Origin of the sequence: Bradyrhizobium arachidis (genome assembly GCF_015291705.1) — a bacterium.
GTDB lineage: Bacteria > Pseudomonadota > Alphaproteobacteria > Rhizobiales > Xanthobacteraceae > Bradyrhizobium > Bradyrhizobium arachidis.
In genome coordinates, this window is the sequence record NZ_CP030050.1 from 6,844,081 (window position 1) to 6,863,790 (window position 19,710).

19 protein-coding genes and 2 pseudogenes are annotated in these 19,710 nt (G+C 62.4%); 8 read left to right on the forward strand and 13 right to left on the reverse strand.

Annotated features, from left to right (window positions below; all coding sequences use genetic code 11):
* Window positions 1–4: 4 nt before the first annotated feature.
* The 5 genes from WN72_RS32215 to WN72_RS46525 form a co-directional block, all read right to left on the reverse strand.
* Window positions 5–720 (reverse strand): IS5 family transposase gene (locus WN72_RS32215; RefSeq protein ID WP_092213296.1). Its coding sequence is split into 2 segments (ribosomal slippage): window positions 5–261 and window positions 261–720, totalling 717 coding nucleotides; the frame shifts between segments, so codons are not numbered across the junction.
* A 203-nt stretch (window positions 721–923) separates the two neighbouring features.
* Entirely contained in the window at window positions 924–1,289 is a 366-nt protein-coding gene (locus WN72_RS32220; protein WP_092213294.1) for a hypothetical protein, read from the reverse strand.
* Entirely contained in the window at window positions 1,286–1,693 is a 408-nt protein-coding gene (locus WN72_RS32225; protein WP_092213292.1) for a hypothetical protein, read from the reverse strand. The genes WN72_RS32220 and WN72_RS32225 overlap by 4 nt, the downstream gene beginning before the upstream one ends.
* Window positions 1,694–1,781: 88 nt before the next feature.
* Window positions 1,782–2,195 (reverse strand): hypothetical protein, encoded by a 414-nt coding sequence (locus WN72_RS46520; protein WP_208617478.1) that lies wholly within the window; start codon window positions 2,193–2,195, stop codon window positions 1,782–1,784.
* A 36-nt stretch (window positions 2,196–2,231) separates the two neighbouring features.
* Entirely contained in the window at window positions 2,232–3,191 is a 960-nt protein-coding gene (locus WN72_RS46525) for a hypothetical protein (protein ID WP_208617477.1), read from the reverse strand.
* A 451-nt stretch (window positions 3,192–3,642) separates the two neighbouring features.
* On the opposite strand from WN72_RS46525, the pseudogene WN72_RS32235 reads away from it, so the two are divergent.
* The 5 genes and pseudogenes from WN72_RS32235 to WN72_RS47105 form a co-directional block, all read left to right on the forward strand.
* A pseudogene (locus WN72_RS32235) lies at window positions 3,643–3,798 on the forward strand (formylglycine-generating enzyme family protein); the annotation flags it as partial.
* Window positions 3,795–5,510, forward strand: coding sequence for an arylsulfatase (locus tag WN72_RS32240; protein WP_430640363.1), 1,716 nt, complete (start codon window positions 3,795–3,797; stop codon window positions 5,508–5,510). The pseudogene WN72_RS32235 and the gene WN72_RS32240, both read left to right, overlap by 4 nt.
* 498 nt (window positions 5,511–6,008) lie before the next feature.
* Window positions 6,009–6,485, forward strand: a complete 477-nt coding sequence (locus WN72_RS32245) for a DUF3302 domain-containing protein (protein ID WP_063617187.1) — start codon at window positions 6,009–6,011, stop codon at window positions 6,483–6,485.
* A gap of 71 nt (window positions 6,486–6,556) precedes the next feature.
* The gene (locus WN72_RS47990) at window positions 6,557–6,940 is read left to right on the forward strand and encodes a hypothetical protein (RefSeq protein WP_488226326.1); all 384 of its coding nucleotides are present in this window, start codon (window positions 6,557–6,559) and stop codon (window positions 6,938–6,940) included.
* A 188-nt stretch (window positions 6,941–7,128) separates the two neighbouring features.
* Window positions 7,129–7,668: an HlyD family secretion protein gene (locus tag WN72_RS47105; protein ID WP_244553671.1), complete on the forward strand. Its 540-nt coding sequence runs from the start codon at window positions 7,129–7,131 to the stop codon at window positions 7,666–7,668.
* A 306-nt stretch (window positions 7,669–7,974) separates the two neighbouring features.
* Here the strand turns inward: WN72_RS47105 and WN72_RS32255 are convergent.
* A pseudogene (locus WN72_RS32255) lies at window positions 7,975–8,445 on the reverse strand (lipid II flippase MurJ); the annotation flags it as partial.
* A gap of 87 nt (window positions 8,446–8,532) precedes the next feature.
* Complete coding sequence (locus tag WN72_RS32260) at window positions 8,533–9,573, reverse strand: glycosyltransferase family 2 protein (protein WP_092213777.1); 1,041 nt, start codon at window positions 9,571–9,573, stop codon at window positions 8,533–8,535.
* Window positions 9,574–9,770: 197 nt separating this feature from the next.
* On the opposite strand from WN72_RS32260, the gene WN72_RS32265 reads away from it, so the two are divergent.
* Complete coding sequence (locus WN72_RS32265) at window positions 9,771–10,466, forward strand: class I SAM-dependent methyltransferase (protein ID WP_092213288.1); 696 nt, start codon at window positions 9,771–9,773, stop codon at window positions 10,464–10,466.
* 229 nt (window positions 10,467–10,695) lie between these two features.
* On the opposite strand, the gene murJ is transcribed toward WN72_RS32265, so the two are convergent.
* The 5 genes from murJ to WN72_RS32290 all read right to left on the reverse strand — a co-directional run bounded on the left by murJ (window position 10,696) and on the right by WN72_RS32290 (window position 17,117).
* On the reverse strand, window positions 10,696–12,222 hold the full coding sequence (gene murJ, locus WN72_RS32270) for a murein biosynthesis integral membrane protein MurJ (protein ID WP_092213286.1): 1,527 nt from the start codon (window positions 12,220–12,222) through the stop codon (window positions 10,696–10,698).
* Window positions 12,223–12,322: 100 nt separating this feature from the next.
* Complete coding sequence (locus tag WN72_RS32275; RefSeq protein ID WP_092213284.1) at window positions 12,323–13,510, reverse strand: DegT/DnrJ/EryC1/StrS family aminotransferase; 1,188 nt, start codon at window positions 13,508–13,510, stop codon at window positions 12,323–12,325.
* Between the two features lie 10 nt (window positions 13,511–13,520).
* Entirely contained in the window at window positions 13,521–14,525 is a 1,005-nt protein-coding gene (locus WN72_RS32280; protein ID WP_092213282.1) for a Gfo/Idh/MocA family protein, read from the reverse strand.
* A 182-nt stretch (window positions 14,526–14,707) separates the two neighbouring features.
* Window positions 14,708–16,120, reverse strand: a complete 1,413-nt coding sequence (locus tag WN72_RS32285) for a mannose-1-phosphate guanylyltransferase/mannose-6-phosphate isomerase (RefSeq protein ID WP_167380644.1) — start codon at window positions 16,118–16,120, stop codon at window positions 14,708–14,710.
* A 7-nt stretch (window positions 16,121–16,127) separates the two neighbouring features.
* On the reverse strand, window positions 16,128–17,117 hold the full coding sequence (locus WN72_RS32290) for an NAD-dependent epimerase (RefSeq protein ID WP_092213278.1): 990 nt from the start codon (window positions 17,115–17,117) through the stop codon (window positions 16,128–16,130).
* A gap of 187 nt (window positions 17,118–17,304) precedes the next feature.
* On the opposite strand from WN72_RS32290, the gene WN72_RS32295 reads away from it, so the two are divergent.
* Together WN72_RS32295 and WN72_RS32300 are read left to right on the forward strand one after the other, a co-directional pair.
* On the forward strand, window positions 17,305–18,264 hold the full coding sequence (locus WN72_RS32295; RefSeq protein ID WP_092213276.1) for a lysylphosphatidylglycerol synthase transmembrane domain-containing protein: 960 nt from the start codon (window positions 17,305–17,307) through the stop codon (window positions 18,262–18,264).
* On the forward strand, window positions 18,261–19,280 hold the full coding sequence (locus tag WN72_RS32300) for an MraY family glycosyltransferase (protein ID WP_092213274.1): 1,020 nt from the start codon (window positions 18,261–18,263) through the stop codon (window positions 19,278–19,280). Before WN72_RS32295 ends, WN72_RS32300 begins: the two co-directional genes overlap by 4 nt.
* Here the strand turns inward: WN72_RS32300 and WN72_RS47110 are convergent.
* Window positions 19,268–19,603 carry a Rossmann-fold NAD(P)-binding domain-containing protein gene (locus WN72_RS47110; protein WP_244553669.1) on the reverse strand — a complete coding sequence of 112 codons (336 nt, stop codon included), beginning with the start codon at window positions 19,601–19,603 and terminating at the stop codon, window positions 19,268–19,270. The genes WN72_RS32300 and WN72_RS47110 overlap by 13 nt on opposite strands.
* Window positions 19,604–19,710: the final 107 nt, after the last annotated feature.

Consider the following 19,710-nt stretch of genomic DNA (forward strand, 5'->3'; position numbering starts at 1 on the left):
CTGACTAGGGCGCGGACTCATTAAGGCGCAGCCATAGCCTGATTGACGCGAGTTGAACGAATGCGAAGTAGTTGGCGGCGAGCCTATCGTAGCGCGTCGCCACCCGACGACATTGTTTGATCCTGTTGAAGAACCGCTCCACCTGGTTGCGAGCGCGGTAGAGATAGGGGCTGAAGCAGATCGGATCGCTGCGGTTGCTTTTCGGCGGGATGTTGGCCCACGCGCCCTTCTTCATGGCAAGGTCCCTGATCCAGTCCGCACGTAGCCACGGTCGGCAAGCAGCATTGACCCGGATTTCAGACGAGACAGCAGTTTTCCGGCGAGTCGAACGTCATGGGCCTCACCCGGGCTCAGCGCCAGCCGTACCGGCAGACCATTGCCATCGACCACCGCATGGATTTTGCTCGTCAAGCCGCCGCGTGACCTCCCCATCGATTGGCGCTGGTTTCTTGTGATGCAGGCTCCATGCTGATGCACGCGGACAATGGAGGTGTCGATCATCTGGACGGCGGCATCATGGGCAGTGGCAAGCGCTTCTTTGATGCGGCCCCAAACACCGGCCCGCCGCCACCTAACGAAGCGGTTGTAGCAAGTGGTGTATGGGCCAAACGCGGTCGGTAGGTCACGCCAGGGTGCTCCTGATTGGAGTCCCCAGAAGATGCCATTCAGGACCCGCCTGTCGTTCACCCGAGGAACGCCACGCGATTTGTTCGGCAGCATCGGCTTGATGGCGGTCTATTCATGGTCGGCAAGTTCGTAGCGCATGATTCGAGCCCCCAGTTCGGGAGTTTGAATCACGGCAGTCCGGCCAAACGCAATGCTCCTGGCCCGAGCTTTTTACGGCGCTTACGGACAGCGGTCATCAACCAGCCCTCAATCTCTGCCAAATGCGTCGAAAATGACCCATTGCGGGAGCACCCAAGTCAGAGCCGAAACCAAGGCAGGGTGAGATAGACGCAAGCGATCATCGAAAGCGCAGGAATTAGCCATACCCATCCCGGCCAAATGTAGCGCGCCAGACGTTGGGCAAACGAGGCAGCGACGAGGGCGACGATCAGTGCCCCGAGAGCAGCCGTCGCGGCCCACCCGTACCAGTAGATCGCTGGAGCTAGAAATCCCATCGCAGGGTCAGCCACGTCGCGCGAATGATGCGTGCCCGCCAGCACGATGCCGAGCGACGGAAAAACGGTGAAAAGAGCGACGTCCCTTGCGAGTGCGACCACGTAGAGAACCGCGAACGTGGTCCCGAATGCGAATGCAAAGCGGCGGAACGAGGCTGATGATGTCATGAGCCGAAACCCATGATGTTGTTGGCGACATGACCGGACAGAAAGCCCCACCAAACGATCAAGGCGAGTATCGAGGTGAGCGCCGTGCGCGTCCGAGCAGGTTCGTTGGCTAGCGGCCGCCGCCAGCAAACCCAGTAGGCGGGCAGCAACGCCAACCCGATTGCTACGAAATGTTCCTTGAGGTCGAAGAAGCCGAGGACATGCCAGTGCCCCGCACGCTCCAGTTCGGGCCTGACGTCCACACGGAAATAAAGGTAGATGATGCCACCCAGCAGCGTAGAAACGGCATACAGGACGACCACGGCGTTGGCGAACGAGGCCGCCGGTATCGAACGAAAGCGACCAAAGAACGATTTGGGTCGCGCGTCCGCCGATCCCCATGCCGCTAAAGCCTGGTGTGTCATCGCACCAAGCAGTGCGACTGCGACCAGGCCGTGAATGATCAGTATGGCTGTCGCCAGAACCTCACTCCCGTAACCACCGGCATCCGGCTCAGTTGAACAGGTCCTCAGTCCCGAATGGCTCTGCCGACCACGGCCGGAAACGATTGAGGGTGAATTTCGTCTTCTGATCGGGCTGGACATCGACAAGCACGTAATTGTACTCCTCTTTTGGAGCCTGTCCCTTCCAGTAGAGGTCCGGCGGATAGTCAGCGGGTACCTTGATGCTCGTTCGACCGGGAAGAATTGGGTCGTGTTCCGCGCCCCCACCGCCCAGCATCAGATACTTCACCCCATCTACCTCGTAGATTTCCGTGGTATGGACGTGCCCGTTCAGCACGACCACCTCCATGTCTTTGGCATACGACGCAATCACCTTGTGCGGGTTATCGGGAGCCGGGATAGGACCTAGGCCCGAGCGCGCAAAAACCGGATAATGGAAGACGATAAAGGCCTTCCGATCCACTTGCCTTCGCCTCGTCCATCCACTTCTGAAGTTGGGTCATCTGCTCCGCATACTTCGGCCGATCAGCGTCCCATAATGAGACGGCGAACGGTAGTCGTACTTGCCGCTCCACAGATAGATGAAGCGGGTGCCCTTGAAGTCGAATTTGTAGATGAGGTTTTCCGGCGTGACACCGAACTTCTTTAGATAGGGCACGGCCGAAAGAACGCCCTCGATTTTCGGATCGGCCCATACCTCATGATTGCCCACGCTCATGAAAAATCGCCCATCCAACCCGGCTGCGCGCATCTCATCATCTGGCGCGGGTAGCTTCTTCAACATCGTATCGTTCACGCGCTTCCAGTATGGGCTATCACTGACGGTCAAGCCCTGATTGCCCCACCATACGGCGTCGCCGCTATTGATCACGAATTTGGCGCGACCGGATTGAACGTCCTTGACGATTTCACGGGTCACCCATTCGCCGCCCTGAAGCCGGAACATCGTTCGATGCACTCCGGGAAGCAGTTTCACGTCTTCCACGGCCGCCTCGGTGACCCGACCGTTATCTACCGTTAAGGTCATAACTTCCGTCTTGGACGCGAAAGGCATGACTACTTTGATCAGGTCCTTTGTGACCGGATCGAAGATCATCTTCACATCCTTCGCTACGATGGCCTCGGCAACCTTTTCCGGCATGACCAAGCCGAACATCTCGACGAAGAACCTATTGAGGTGCGGCTGCCCTTCTTTCAGCGGCAGATACATCATTGGTCGGGTATCGCCGACCGCAGCGAACGAAAATCCAGCTGCTGCGGGAAGCGATGCTTGCGCGGTCGTTGTTTGTGTCTGGGCGCTGGCAGCGAGTGGCGCGGATAACGCGGGCAGTGCTGCGAGTGCGCCTAGAATGAGGCGACGACTGGGTTCGTTGGGCCGGCAGAATTGCATAATGATCACCCCTACTTCGAGGAGGGAAAATGAGCCGCCGCATACGGTCCAGAAACGGCCCGATGGCATCCACCATCGTAAACCCTGCGTTGGGATGCTTGATATAGATCAACCGTGCCGCCGACGAATAATATAGGGGCCACTTCTGTTATTGGCGCATCGCAAGAAATCTGCGCCCCGATGAGTTGTCGCAAGTAGGATCGTGCCCCTGAGCGGACTACTGAGATCCGCCGGGCCACAAAGAGTGTCGTCTCGGATCCCAAGCACCCGCAAGTTTGAAGGCTATACGCACCACGAAGACGGCTGCTTTGTTCTGGGTGAGCCGCGACGTCGGTGTCCTCGCATGACGCAACCTACTGAAGGCGCATAGTGGGCGCGGCACCAGCAGTGTGCTAAGGTACGTGATGGCCCCTTAGCGGACCTGCTCTCGGCTCTCGCGTAGCCAAGACCCAGCCCCGACATCCTTTGATCCAGATCAACCCCGGGCGGGAACCGTTCCGATTTGGTCGCCTATAAGGAGCGAAGCGTGCGCGAGGTGTTTAAAGGCGGCAAGCATCCTTGCGCTCTTGACTACTGCCGCCGCTATCGCCCGGCCGCGCCCAATGCCGAGCCGATCGACACCTTGGGAAGCCATGTCGGCTTCAGGTGCACCGCCAGGAAAAGGATCATGTCATGAGTAGCGATACGATTCCGGCAAAGCCCGCGATGAGCACGGGACCAACCGGCGCAGGACTGAAACGCCGCGATCTCCTGTTGAGCGGTAGCTCTCTGGTCGCAGCTTCAGCACTCTCCGCCGTTGGTGCGACAAGCTTCGCGCAAGCGCAGCAACCAACGCCGGCCCCGGTACCTGCGCCGACTGGGCAGCGGCCCAATATCGTCGTCATCATGGGGGACGATATTGGAATCTGGAATATCGGTGCTTACCATCGAGGCATGATGGCTGGCCGGACTCCGAACCTCGATAAGATCGCGGCAGAGGGCATGCTGTTTACCGACTATTACGCCGAGGCGAGCTGCACCGCGGGTCGCGCCAACTTCATCACCGGCGAGCTACCGATCCGTACCGGCATGACCACGGTCGGCCAGGCCGGCGCCCCCACAGGCTTGCCGGCGGAGGCCGTGACCATCGCCACCGCGCTAAAGGGCATGGGCTATGCCACCGGCCAGTTCGGCAAGAATCACCTTGGCGACAAGAACGAATTTTTGCCGACGGTGCATGGCTTCGACGAATTCTTCGGCTACCTGTATCACCTCGATGCGATGGAAGATCCGGCCCACCCCGGCTATCCGCAGGACCTGTTGAATGTCGTCGGTCCGCGCAACATGCTCCATACGTGGGCGACCGATGTCGACGATGGCACCGTGGACCCGCGCTGGGGCAAGGTAGGCAAGCAAAGGATCGAGGACGCCGGCACGCTCTATCCGAAGCGGATGGAAACGGTGGACGACGAAATCCGAGACCTTGCTTTGAAGTTCATTGAAAAGGCCAAGGCCGACAACAAGCCGTTCTTCCTGTGGCTCAATCCAACCCGCATGCACATCGTCACGCACTTGTCGCCAAGATACCAGGCGATGCGCAATTCCAAGAACGGCTGGACGATTCATGAAGCCGGCATGGCGCAGCTCGACGACGATGTCGGCATCGTCATGCAAAAGCTCAAGGACATGGGCGTGGATGACAACACCATTGTAATCTTCACGACCGACAACGGCACAGAGGTCTTCACCTGGCCGGATGGCGGACAGACGCCTTTCGCGCAGAGCAAAGGCACGGTCATGGAAGGCGGTTTCCGTGCGCCGGCGATGATCCGCTGGCCTGGCAAGGTGCCGGCTGGCAAGGTCGAGAACGGTATCATCTCCGGGCTGGACTGGTTCCCGACCTTGCTAGCCGCAGCCGGCAACCCGAACATTGCCGAGGAGCTGAAGAAGGGCAAACACATCGGGGACCGCACCTACAAGTGCCATCTGGACGGTTACAATCAGATGGACATGATCACCGGCAAGGGGCCCTCGAACCGGCACGAAATCTGGTACTTCGGCGAGAGCGAGCTGGGAGCCGTGCGCATCGACGACTTCAAGTATCGCTTCATCGACCAGCCCGGGGGATGGCTAGGCGAAAAGACCAAGGTTGACGTTCCCTACCTGATCAACCTTCGCCTCGATCCGTTCGAGCGGACGGGCTGGCCCGATAGCGGGACCAAATTTGGCGCGCAGCAATACTTCGACTGGTTCAAATACGAATTCTGGCGCTTCGTGTTCGTCCAGCAGGAGGTCGAGAAACTGGCCATGACCGCGATCGAGTTTCCGCCGATGCAGAAGGGCGCAAGCTTCAACCTCGATGCTGTGAAGGCCAAGATCGAGGCCGCAAGGACGGCGATGGCCAAATAACATGAATTCATGATCAGCATGGTGGGACGGCCTGTAGATCGCCCCGCCTAGCGCCGAGGAAACGTCTCCTCTTGGCCCATCACGACATAACGCGCTGCCGCCCGAAGTCGGTCGCTATAGGGGCAAAGCAGACATTGCTTTAGTCGCATCACGCCGCCGGGTTTATGGGTACACGGCCCAGAAACGCCGCAGCCCCCAGAAAGTAGATAACACCCTTCGCTCTTCCGAAGACGGTAGAGGGTCAGGACCGCCCGAGATCGGGCTCGCCTGGTTCGAATAGCGTCATCACCGTATCTCGCGCACATCGGCGCCGATCTCGATAAGCGCTGAGGACATGCCCCAGGCCCTCACCTTACGGCCGATTCTCCGGCGACCTTGACCTATCTCAAGACTTCCGGGGATTGTTTTGGCAGTTTTCAGCTAGGCGCGCCGTCCCAAGACTACCTGCGCAGCCTGACGGGTGGGATTCGACCTCGCGCCTTACCGGGAGGAGAATTCATGGAAGATCCGTTCCTGAATTACTTCGCATTGGGTCTGCTGTTCTTCGTGGTGATCGTACTGGTCTACGGCATCATCGCCATCCATGACATTCCGGCCCGGATAGCGCACGCGCGTAACCACCCGCACCAGGACGCGATCCACGCCGCCGGCTGGATCAGCCTATTCATGCTGCACTTGCTTTGGCCGTTCCTCTGGATTTGGGCGATGATGTATCAGCCGGAGCGGGGCTGGGGTTTCGCTCATAAGCCGGGCGAGCCAGCCTCTCCGAAGGAGGCGGTCGACCAGCTGGAGGAACTCCGCCATCGCATGGCCGAGATCGAAGCCAGGCTCGAATCCGGAAATCGATCGGATCAATCGAGCAAGGAGCAGCGCAGGCCCGCGATCGATGTGCCCGGACCGTTGGTTTTGAACGCCGAGGAAAAGACTCCTGCGATGAAAGTGGCAGCTTCGGAAGGCCATGCTGCTCCACGGTAGCTGGTGCATTTCGAGGCACCGGTTGGGAGGCTGCTGATGGAAATATTGCTGACACTGACCTACGTCGCACTCTGCTATGCCACGTTCAAGATTTTCAGAATCCGGTCAATCAATGGACGCTGGCGACGGCGGCTCTCGGCGGCACCTTCGGGCTCTCGATGCTGTTCATCACAATGGCCTACAACCACCCGTTTTCGACCAATGCCCGCATTTACTTCTCGGTGACGCAGATATTTCCCGCGGTTAAAGGCCGGGTGATCGAAGTGCCGATCGCTAACCGCACCAATCAGCACCTTGAGGCTGGAGAGTTCTCTTCAAGCTCGACCCCAAACCTTACGAATATATCGTCGCGGAAAAACGGGCGGGGCTGGCAGATGCGGAAGCCAATGTCGCCCAGCTCAAGGCATCGGTTGATCAGGCGGCAGCCGCGACCGCAAAGGCGAAGGCCCAGCTAGAGCTTGCGTAGGCGACCTACGACCGGCAAGCCGAGCTGTTTCAGGAGAACGTCGTCGCGCAGGCTACGCTCGACACCGCAAGGCGCAATCTGGGTGCGTCAAAGGACGCGACGACCGAGACGATCGCCGCGGAAGACCGCGCACGGCAGGCGTATGGCGCGACGGTTGACGGTGAACACTCGGTCATCGTGCGCCTGCGCAACGAACTCGCCGACGCCCAATACGATCTGGATCAGACGGTGGTACGAGCGCCGACGAGTGGCTTTGTTACCCAGCTGGCTTTGAGGCCTAGCGTGTACGTGGTTCCAGCTCCGCTCTTCAACTCGGCTCTGATTTTCGTCAACGACAGCCCGAGCGACCGTGCATTGGCGGCGACGTTCCAGCAGAACGCCCTTCAGCGCGTTCACGCCGGCGATGAGGCCGAAGTCCTTTTCAAGGGGATTCCGGGTCGCGTCTTCAAGGCCAAGGTCCGCGTCGTAATCGATGCGATTGCTGCCGGCCAGCTCAAAAGCGGAGGCACGCTTGTGAGTGTCGGTGGGGCACTGCCCGAAGACCGCGCGCTGGCCGTCCTTGACATCGTCGAGGATGTTTCGGCCTATCAGATCCCGCTCGGTTCGGCAGGCGAAGCCGCCATCTATACCGAGCACGTACATGAGCTGTCGTTGCTACGAAAGATTCTTCTGCGTATGCGCAGCTGGCAGAACTACATATTCCTGGAAGGAATCTAGGAAACGTCTGCTGTCCGTCGCCTCCGGGCGGCTCCTGCACCAAAGGAGCAGGCAAGGCCGGCGTTCGGTACTCGCCTAGCCGCGCACCAGTGAGACCAGCCAGCTCCGGCCGAACAGCACGAGGATCGCAAGCGCGTAGACGATCGTGCCGCCGACGGCGAGCAGGACCAGCGTCACTTCATCGTGGAAGTGCATCGAGGCCAGAGAAGAAGCGCGAAGCGTGCGATCAGCCAAAATGCGGCGGCCAGGATGACTCCGGTCAGCAGGAATTTGGCGAGCGACAGCAGCCAGGCACGGTCGAGCACGAGAAACGAACGGGATCGAGAACAGCAGCGTGAAACCGAAGGCGCGGCGCTGCGCCTTCATCGCGCCGTCATGGTCGTTGGCGGTGATCCGCCACGACATCTCAGGCAGGAGCACCGTGCCGATGGCGATGCCGATCACACCGATCGGCAATTGATTGAGACGGTCGGCATAATAGAGCGCCGAGAGCACGCCGGCGGGCAGGAAGGCCACGATGATGGTGTCGGCAAACTATGCCACTTGCGTGCCCATCGAGCCCACCGTCGCCGGCCCAAGCGCCCTGAAGAAGCCGCGGACGTCTTCGTCGAGCTTCAAGGGCGCAAACCGCGGCAGGCCGCCGTGGCGGGCAAGATCGCCGGCGAGGAGGAAATATTGCAGGAAGCCCGAGATGAGAACGCCCCAGGCCGCGGCATGGCCCGCGGTCGGAAACCAGGCGGCCAGCGCCAGCGTCATCATCATCGCGACATTGAGGAAGGCGGTGCGCTGCGGCCCGGGCACCGGAAAAATCCACCGATGTTCTGGTAGACCTAATCAGAGACGAACGGTTGAGGAGCACCTTCATCAGGGTACTGGGTCGTGAAGTTGGCCACGCACCTCCGGTCCGGACTGCGCGAGCAATGTCCTGAACGGCGCCCGCTCCAGATCGGTTGCCGCTTCCGCACCGTGCGGCAGACGGCCGCGGCGGTGGATGTGCGAGATCAAGAACAGTGGGCGGTTCTTCGACTGGATATAGATGCGGCCGATATATTCGCCCATCAAGCCGAGCACGAGAAGCTGCACTGAAGAGATCATGATGACCAAGAGCGTCAAGCTGGTCCACCCGGGCACAGTGCCGGAGAACAGCCAGCCTACCACCGCGACGATGCCGACAAAGGTCAGCAAAGTCGTCAACAGCGCGCCGACATAGGTCGCGATCCGCAACGGCACCATCGAAAAGCTGATCAGCGCGTCGGCAGCAAATCCGATCATCTTCACTAGGGGATATTTGGTGGCACCGGCGAATCGTGGATGGCGATCGTATTCGTAGGCGACCTGCTTGTAGCCGAGCCATGCCACCATGCCACGGATGAAGCGGTCATGCTCCGGCATCTGCACGAGCTGGTCGGAGATCCGCCGGCTCATCAGGCGGAAATCTCCGGTGTCGACGGGAATATGGACGCGGGTGACTTTAGCGAGCAGGCGGTAGAACGCTTCCGCCGATTTCTTCTTGAAGCGGGTTTCGCCGGCGCGGCTGCGTCGCATGCCGTAGACGACGTCGGCGCCCTCGCGCACCATCATCTCATACATCGGCGTCAGTAGTTCCGGGGGGTCCTGCAGATCTGCATCGATGACAAGCACGAGATCGCCGCGCACGTTCGAAAGTCCGGCCGTGAGCGCGAGTTGATGGCCATGATTGCGCGCGAGCCGGACCGCGACGACGTTGCGGTCCTCCGCCAGAAGTTCGTTGATGATCTTCCAGGTATCGTCAGTCGACCCATCATCGACAAGAATCAGCTCGAACTTCGCGCCACATAGCGCGCGCGCTGCCGAAACCATCTGGCGATGGAATTCGCGCAGCCCCTCTTCCTCGTTGTAGCAGGGCACAACGATCGACAGAAACATCTTTCCAGGTCGCGGCATCTCGTCCTGAAGGTCCATCTGTCAGCCAGTCTCTGTCCGAGGGTGGGTCGGTCCAAACTCCCGCCCCCGATCTTCGGCCAAGTCCGGTTAATTGTTCATCAATTTTTAGACCCGTTGATGCATGATACGAGCGGACGAATACCGATATCTAATTGATCGCTCGATAGCTGGATCGCCGTATGGACAAGGCCGAATTCGATCGCTTCGCCGACGCTTATGAGGACCAGCATCGCGAGAACATCGCCGTTACCGGCGAGGGCCCGGAATATTTCGCGGAATACAAGATCAGGGCGCTCCGCGAGATCGTCAATCGCGCCTGTATCGAGGCGAAGCGGATTTGCGATTTTGGTTCCGGGATCGGCAATTCGATTCCGTATTTCCAACGCTATTTTCCTGAAACGGCACTGACTTCCTCCGATGTTAGCGAGCGGAGCCTCGCATTGGGCCGGCAGCGATATCCCGAAGCTAGCAACTGCGTGCTGATCGAGAACGACCGGATTCCGGTCGAGGCCGACAGCTTCGACGTGGTTTTTTCGGCCTGCGTTTTCCACCACATCCCGCACGGCGAGCACCTGACGTGGCTGCAGGAATTGCATCGCATCACGCGGCCGGGCGGACTAATTGCCATTTTCGAGCATAATCCGCTGAACCCGCTGACCGTGCATGCGGTGAACACTTGTCCGTTCGACGAGAACGCCAGGCTGATTTACGCCCACGATCTCGCGAAGCGCATGCAAGCCGTCGGCTGGGCTTCATCCCGCATCCAGTACAATCTCTTTTTCCCTCGCGTCCTTGCACGGCTGCGGCCGTTTGAGAACAAGCTCGGTTGGTTGCCCTTGGGGGCGCAATACGTCGCCACTGCGCGTAAGGTTTAATGCTACCACATGTGGGAAGCAGCCTTGCCGACCACCGCTTGCTCTCAAAGCGCGCGTCCGCATCTGGCGGTGAATCCTATCCCACGGCCCAGCCGAAACGGGTCATGTTCATCGAGTTCACCTTGCGCACCGATTTGATCATGGGGCGAGTACCACGCTAATCGCATATAATCAAGGGATGCTCGTAGGCAAAATGCAACCTAGAGGAGAGGACGCCTCGCTCCGGCGCCTAGCCGCGCACCAGCGAGACCAGCCAACGGCGGCCGAACAGAACGAGGACCGCGAGCGCGTAGACGATCGTGCCGCCGACGCCGAGCAGGACCAGCGTCACTTCATCATGGAAATGCATCGAGGCCAGCGAAGAGGCGCTGAAGCGTGCGATGAGCCAAAATGCGGCGGCGACGACGATGCCGATCAGCAGGAATTTGGCAAGCGACATCAGCCAAGCGCGGTCCAGCACGAGAAAGCCGCGTCGCACGGCGAATAAGAGCACCAGCAGCAAATTGGTCCAGATCCCGACGGCGGTCGCGAGCGCAAGGCCGATCTGGGCGAGCGATCCCATCAAGGCGACCTTCAGCGCGACGTTGACGGCGATGCCGGTCAGCGAAGCGCGGACCGGCGTTGCGGTATCTTTGCGCGCATAGAAGGTCGCGACCGCGCTGCGGATCAGCACTGCGGGGATCAACGCGATCGCGTAGGCGGCGAGTGTCGCACCGGCGGCAGCCGCATCCGCCCTCGAAAACGCGCCGTGGGCGAACAGCGCGCGCATGATCTCCTGGGGCACAGTGAGGAAGGCGGCGACGAACGGCACCGAGAACAGCAATGTGAAATCGAAGGCGCGGCGCTGCGACTTCATCGCACCGTCATGGTCGTTTGCCGTGATCCGCCGCGACATCTCGGGCAGCAGCACCGTGCCGATGGCAATGCCGATCACGCCGATCGGCAATTGATACAGCCGGTCGGCATAGTACAGCGCCGACAGCGCGCCGGCGGGCAGGAAGGTCGCGATGATGGTGTCGGCGAACATCGCCACCTGCGTACCCATCGAGCCCAGCGTCGCCGGTCCAAGCGCCTTGAAAAATCCGCGGACATCTTCGTCGAGCTTCAAAGGCGCAAAGCGCGGCAGGCCGCCATGGCGGGCGAGATCGCCGGCGAGGAGGAAGTATTGCAGGAAACCCGAGATCAGAACGCCCCAGGCGGCGGCGTGGCCGGCGGTCGGAAACCAGGCGGCGAGCGCCAGCGTCATCATCATCGCGACATTGAGGAAGATCGACGCGGCGGCGGCGCTGGCAAAGCGCTGGATCACGTTGAGCATGCCGCCATAGAGCGTCACCAGGGTGATCAGCAGGAGATAGGGAAAAGTGATCCGGGTCAGCTCGATCGCAAGCTTGCGCTGCTCGGCATCCTCGGAAAAGCCCGGCGCGAGCAAGCTCATGGCCTGCGGCATGAACAGCCAGGCCACGATCAGCAGCACCACTTGCGAGGCCAGCAGCAGCGTGAAGATGCGGTCGGCGAACAGTTTTGCTGCCCCCTCCCCGCGCTCGCCATGGACATGGGCATAGGCCGGCACCCAGGCGGCGTTGAAGGCGCCCTCGGCGAAGATCGCGCGGAAATGATTGGGCAGCCGCAGCGCCACGAAAAAGGCGTCGGCCACCGGGCCGGCGCCGAGGATCGCCGCGAGCATGATGTCGCGGGCAAACCCCGTCAGCCGTGAGAGCAGCGTGTAACCACCGACAGTGAAGATACGTCCGAGCATGCGGACTGTTCTAGAGGCTTATCGGACGGAGGTCGATTGCATCTTGCGATGCGCATTACTGCGCCCTCTCCCCTTGCGGGAGAGGGCAAGAAAAACAAGATCAACCCGCGAGCGCGCCTTGCACGGCGGCGATGATTCGCTCCTGGTCGGCTTCGGTCAAATAGGCGTGCATCGGCAGGCTGATGACGTCCTGCGACAGGCTCTCGCAACCCGGCAGGCCGCCCTCGGCGACCGGATACTGCTTGTAGGCGGTCTGCTGGTGCATCGACTTGCCGTAATAGATCGCGGTCGGCACGCCCTGGGCCTTCAGCGCGGCGGCAAAGCCCTCGCGGTCCGTGCCTTCGGGCAGGCGGATCGTGTACTGCGCCCAGACCGAGGTATTGCCCGGCGCCAGACGGGGCACGGTGACCACGTTGGACAGACCGCGCGCATAGCGCTCCGCAACCCTGTTGCGGGCGGCGATCTCGTCGTCGAAGATCTTCAGCTTCTCGAGCAGCACCGCGGCCTGCATAGTGTCGATCCGGCCAGTGAGCCCGAGACGGACGTTGTCGTATTTGTCGATGCCCTGCCCGTGCACGCGGATGCTGCGCAGCGTGGCTGCGAGGTCATCGTCATCGGTGAAGATCGCGCCGCCATCGCCGAAGCAGCCGAGCGGCTTTGCCGGGAAGAAGCTCGTTGCGGTGGCGAGGCCGAAGGTGCCGAGCTTGCGGCCCTTGTAGCTCGCGCCAAAGCCTTGCGCGGCGTCGTCGAGCACGAACAGGCCTTCGTCCCTCGCGATCTCGGCGATTGCGTCGTGATCGGCGGGCTGGCCGAACAGATCGACCGGTATGACCGCGACCGGCTTGAGGCGGGCCTTCCGCGCGGTCGCGATGCCGCGCTTGAGCGACTCCGGGCTCATGTTGAAGGTCGTCTCGTCGACGTCGACATAAACCGGCGTCGCGCCGGTCCGCGCCACCGGCGATGCGGTCGCGATGAAGGTGAAGGAGGGACACAGCACGGCATCGCCGGGCCCGACGTTCTTCGCCATCATCACCATCAGGATCGCGTCGGTGCCGCTGGCGCAGCCGATCACATGCTTGGCGCCCGCGTAGGCCGCGAGCTGCTTCTCGAGCTCGGCGACTTCGGGGCCATTGACGAACTGGCAATGGTCCATCACACGCTTGACGGCCGCATCGAGCGAGGCGCCGAGCCGCTGGCGCTGCGAGGCGACGTCGACGAAGGGAATGGGTTCGGAACGTAGGTGCTGGTTCATGGCCTGGTTCTTGGCGCCTTCTTGCGCGGTCGACATGGAAAGGGTTTTAGCCAGCGACGCGGCGCGGGCCCTTGCGGGCAGCCGACGAGGCCGCCGGCCGCGATGGCGTTTCGAGGCAGCGCGTTGCGATCTCGAGGCTGGCGACGCCCTCGTCACCGGTGACCGCCGGCGTCTCGCCGTGGCGGACGGCCTTGAGGAACGCGATCAGCTCGGCGCGGAGCGGCTCGTCATGGCCGACCGGCAGATGCCGCATCGAATAGCTGCCGTCGGGCTTGAAGCCGAAGCATTCGGTGACCTGACGCGTGAGCAGATCGCCCATCACGTATTTGCCGCGGGTCGCGACCGTGACGCTGCGCGCCTTGAACGGTGTCAACCAGTTGGTGTTGATGTGCGCGAGCACGCCGTTGGCGGTGCGAAACTGCAGGAGCGCGATGTCCTCGCGCTCGGCGACCGCGCTCGAGAGTTGCGGCTGCACCTCGACGATGTCGGATTCGGTGAACCAGCGGATCAGGTCGATGTCGTGCACGGCGAGATCGATGACGACGCCGACATTGGACATGCGCGGCGGGAACGGGCCGACGCGGGTGATCGCGATGGAGAGGATGTCCTCGCCGGCGATCGCCTGCTTGACGGCGGCAACCGCCGGATTGAAGCGCTCGACATGGCCGATCATCAGCGTCACGCCGGCCTTTTGCGCGGCGGCGACGATCTCGTGGCCCTCTTCCACCGTGGAGGCGATCGGCTTCTCGACCAGCAGGTGGATGTTCTTGGCGATGCAGGCGAGCGCGATCTCGTGATGCAGATGCGTTGGAGCAGCGATGGTGACGGCATCGACGCCAGCCGCGAACAGCTGGTCGAGGGTCTCAAAACCCTGGCAGCCCGCAAGCTCGATGGTGCGGGTCAGGTGCGTCGGCGACGGATCGACCACGCCGACGAGGCTGACGCCGGGAAGACCGCTCAGCACGCGCGCGTGGTTGCTTCCCATCACGCCGGCGCCAATCACGCCGACGCGCAAGCCGGCCTTTGCCGGTTGAGACACTTTGGAACTCATCTGATCGAACCCCGATTCAACGCAAATCCCCGGGCCGCTTCTAGCACGGACGTCACATTTGTGGCGAATGCCGGATAAGTCACCCGGACACGATTTGATTCAAAAAATTACACGTTTCCCGGGCCTTAGACCGCCAAAAGAGGCCGGTTTCGGCCCCGGTCGCGTGATTCGGAGTTTGCTGGTTACGACCTTTGATAGTCGTCTTCAATCCGGATGATGTCGTCTTCCCCGAGATAGGAGCCGGTCTGGACCTCGATCAGTTCCAGCATGATTTTACCGGGGTTCTCGAGCCGGTGGACGGCGCCCATCGGAATGTAGATCGACTCGTTCTCGTGCACGGTCTTCACCATCTCGTCGACGGTGACCTGGGCGGCGCCCCGGACCACGATCCAGTGCTCGGCACGGTGGTGATGCTTCTGGAGCGACAGCCGCCCGCCCGGCTTCACGACAATGCGCTTGACCTGATGGCGCACGCCGTTGTCGACGGACTGATAGCTGCCCCAGGGACGATGCACCTTGAGGTGCTCCTCGGTAACCTTCGGCGCAACCGTCTTCAGCTTGGTGACGAGGCGCTTGAGCCCGTTGGCATCCTGCTGGCGCGAAACCAGCACCGCGTCCGCCGTCGCGACCACGACGAGATCGTCGACGCCTTCGAGCGCGACCAGCGCGTGATCGCTGGTGACGTTGCAGTTGCGGGAATCCTCGAACACCGCGGTGCCATGCGCCGCGTTGCCTTGCGCGTCCTTGTCGGACAATTCCCACACCGCGCGCCAGGAACCGACGTCGGACCAGCCGCAGGACACCGGCACTACGGCGGCGCGCGATGTCTTCTCCATCACCGCATAGTCGATCGAGATCGCCTTGGCCGCGCCGAACGCCTTCGGCTCCAGTGTCACGAAGCCGAGATCGCGCCCGGCCTTGGTGACCGCACTGGACACCGCCTCGACGCTTGCGGCGTCGACCTTGCGATATTCGTCGAGCAGCACGCTCGCCGGGAACATGAAGTTGCCGCTGTTCCAGAGATAGCCCGAATTGACGTAGTCGGCGGCCTTCACAGCATCCGGCTTCTCGACGAAGCGCGCGACCGTGTGCACCGTGCCGGAGATCACCTCGCCCGGGCTGATATAGCCGTATTCGGTCGCCGGCCGCTCCGGCTTGACGCCGAAGGTGACGATGCGGCCGGTGCTCGCGGCAGCCAAGCCCTCGCGGCAGGCTGCGACGAAGGCGGCATTGTCCTGCACGACGTGATCGGCGGCGAGCGCGAGCACGATCGCCTCCTTCGCGCGCGCTTGCGCAAACACCGCGCCGGCCGCGATCGCAGGACCGGAGTCGCGCCGCATCGGCTCGAGGATGACGTCGGCCTCGATGCCGATCTCGGCGAGCTGTTCCAGCACCATGAAGCGGTAGGAGGCGTTGGTGATGACGATCGGACGATCGAACAGCGCAGCATCGGACACGCGCAGCAGCGTGTCCTGGAAGGTCGAGCGCGTGCCGAACAGCGGCAGGAACTGCTTTGGCCGCACCTCGCGCGAGGCGGGCCACAGCCGCGTGCCGGCACCGCCGCACATGATCAGGGGGATAATGCGTTTGTCCATTGTCATCTCAAACCTTGTGGTAGTCCCGATACCAGGCGACAAAATTGCGGACCCCCTGCTCGATCGGCGTTGACGGCGCAAAGCCGGTGTCGCGCATCAGGTCCTCGACATCCGCGAACGTTTCCATAACATCTCCCGGCTGCATCGGCAGCAATTCTTTAATCGCCGTCCGGCCCAGGTCGCGCTCCAGAAGTCCGACGACATGCATCAGCTCCTCCGGGTGGTGATTCCCGACATTGTAGACCTTGAACGGCGCATTTGCGGCGGCCGGGTCATCCGCAGGCACCAAATCGATCAACCTCGATACTACGCGGGTGACGTCATCGATATAGGTGAAGTCGCGGCGCATTTTGCCATGGTTAAAGAGCCGGATCGGCCGGCCCTCCATGATGGCGTTCACAAACAGAAACATGGCCATGTCGGGCCGGCCCCACGGGCCGTAAATGGTGAAGAAGCGCAGGCCCGTGACCGGCAGCCGGTACAGGTGGCTGTAGGACTGCGCCATCACCTCGTTCGCCTTCTTGGTCGCAGCATAGAAGCTCACGGGATGATCGGTCCGGTCCTGCACGGAGAATGGCAGTTTAGTGTTGGCGCCATAAACGGAGGATGACGAGGCGTAGACGAGATGACGACAGCCGTTACGGCGGCAGCCCTCGAGCACGTTGAGAAAGCCTGCCAGATTGGAATCGACGTAAGCTTGCGGCTGCTCGATCGAGTAGCGCACGCCGGCCTGGGCCGCGAGATGCACGACCTGCGCAAATCCGTGCCGCGCAAACAGCGTCGCGATGGTGTCGCGGTCGGCAAGATCGGCCTCGACGAAGGAGAAGCCGGCCTCGTTCCGCAACAGCGCGAGGCGCGCCTGTTTCAGTCCCGGATCGTAATAGCTGTTGAGATTATCGAGCCCGATGACGGGCCGGCCTTCGCCCAGCAGCTGCCGGGCGACGTGAAAGCCGATGAAGCCAGCGGCTCCCGTGACCAAAATCGCCTGATCCGTCATCCTGTTCCCGCGGGATTCCCAGCTCACGGCGCCTCTTTAGCCGCGGTCGCAAGGGGGTCGCAATAGCCGGCCGCCGTTCATGGCCGCTGCAAATCACCGCTATTGCAAGATCGGCGCCAAAACCATACCAAAGCGGCCGAATTCGGCGCCTGGCGTCGGGTAACCCAACCCTGTTCATGCGGGCGAGATGCGCCGAATCCTGCTTTCTGCGGCCAAGATCCTGATTTCCGCAGCGCTGCTCTATCTGGCGCTGCGCAAGGTCGACCTGTCCGAACTGTTGTCGCGCTTCAACGCGAGCAGCCTGTTCTGGATCGCCGCGGCGATCGCGGTCACGTTCCTGCAGATCTTCGTCGGCGTGCTGCGCTGGCGCGAGATCAGCGCCGAATGCGGCGCGCCGCTCGAGCTCGGCCGGGCCATGCGCTACAACGTGATCGGCGCGTTCTTCAACCAGACCCTGCCGTCCGCGATCGGCGGCGATGCGGTCCGGCTGTGGCTGGTCGCGCGCGCCGGCGCCGGCTGGCGCGCGGCCACCTACTCGATCTTCGTCGACCGCGCGATCGGCCTCATCGCGCTCGCGATCCTCATCGTCGCGAGCCTGCCCTGGAGCTACAGTCTCATCACCGATCCGCGCGGGCGCTCGGCGCTGCTGCTCCTTGACCTTGTGGCGCTCGCGGGCGGGCTCGGCTTCCTGGTCTTCGGCGCGCTGAAATGGCGCTGGCTGAAGACCTGGTGGGCCACCCATCACATCCACGCCTGCGCCGTGATCGCCAACCGCGTGATCTTCAACGCCAAGCGCGGACCGATCGTCGCGATCCTGTCGCTGTTCATTCACGTGCTCGCCGTCGTCATCGCCTGGTGCGTGGTGCAATCGATCGCCGCACCCGTCAGCTTCGGCCAGACCTTCCTGCTCATCCCGCCGGTGATGCTGATCACCCTGATGCCGATCTCGATCGCCGGCTGGGGCGTGCGCGAGGCGACCATGGGGCTTGCCTTCGGCTTCGCCGGGCTTGCCGCCAACGAAGGCGTCAACGTCTCGCTGCTGTTCGGAGCGGTCTCGTTCATCGTCGGCGCGATCGGCGGTCTCGTCTGGATCTTCAGCGCCGAGAAGGCCGCGCAGGGATCGGCGCCGCTCGGGGTGCCCGAGTGACCCCGGCCGCCGAAGCCGTTGCCGCCGTGCCCGCGCTGCTTGCTCTTGCGATCTCCGCGCTGATATCGGCCGGCATCACCTGGACCAGCCGTCCGCTGCTCCAGCGCTACGCATTGGCGCGGCCGAACGCACGCTCCTCGCATCGCATTCCGACGCCGCAGGGCGCGGGCATCGCGGTCATCGCCGCGACGCTGCTGGTCGCATTGGGCTGGGCCGCCTGGGCCAACCTTGCGATCCCGCCGGCGCTCGTCGTTGCGACGGTCGTGATCGCAATTGTCGGGTTCGCCGACGACATCGTGTCGCTGCCGGTGCTGGTGCGGCTGGCGCTCCAAGCCGCCTGCGTCGGCGCAGTCGTGTTCACCGCGCCCGAGACCGCGCGCATCGTTCCGGCGCTGCCGCTCGCGCTGGAACGAGGTCTCATCCTGCTCGCCGGCGTCTGGTTCGTGAACCTCGTCAACTTCATGGACGGGCTCGACCTGATGACCGTGGCGGAGGTGGTGCCGGTCACCGCGGCGCTGCTGCTGCTCGGATGGCTCGGTGAACTGAGCTGGCCGGCCGCGTTGATCGCCACGACGCTGTGCGGCGCCATGCTCGGCTTTGCACCGTTCAACAAGCCTGTCGCAAAGGTTTTCCTTGGCGATGTCGGCAGCCTTCCAATTGGCCTCCTGCTCGGCTGGTGCCTGCTGGAGCTTGCCTGGCACGGACAGGCCGCCGCGGCGCTGCTGCTGCCGGCCTATTATCTTGCGGATTCCACCATCACGCTGTTTCGCCGCGTCGCGCGCCGCGAGCCGTTCTGGTCGGCACACCGCTCGCATTTCTACCAGCGCGCGACCGACAACGGCTTTACCGTCCCGCGGGTGACCGGCGAGGTCTTTGCGCTCAACCTCCTCCTTGCGGGGCTCGCCATCCTCACCGTTCGCGCCGGCTCGATGGCTGTCACGGCGATCGCCCTGATCGCCGGCGCGGTCGCGATCGCGTTCGTCCTGCGGCGGTTCTCGCGCCCTCAGGCGTCCTGAGCCGACAGCGCCAGCCGCAAGCCCTCGTCGAGGGAAACCTCGGGCCGCCATCCCGTCGACATCGCCTTGGAGACGTCGAGTTCGAGCGAGCCGATTAGGCTGTCATACGCGTCCTGCTGGCCGATCGCACCGAGAAGCCAGCCCAACAGCCGTGGCGACACCCCGAACAGCCGCGGGCTCTTGCCGCACGCCCTGGCCAGGCGCCCGATGAATTCGGGCGTCGAGACCTGCTCCTTGTCGGCCACCAGGAAGATCTCGAAATTGCTCGCAGGGTCGGGATGCGCCAGTCGCTGCACGATGAACGACGCGAGGTTCTGCACCACGAGGGCTGGATCGCGTGCTCCTCACGGTTGTGCTGTACCCGCGCGGCGAGATGAACGATGGCGTCGACGCCCTCGAGCGCAGCCTTCCAATCGGTCTCGGGCCCGAT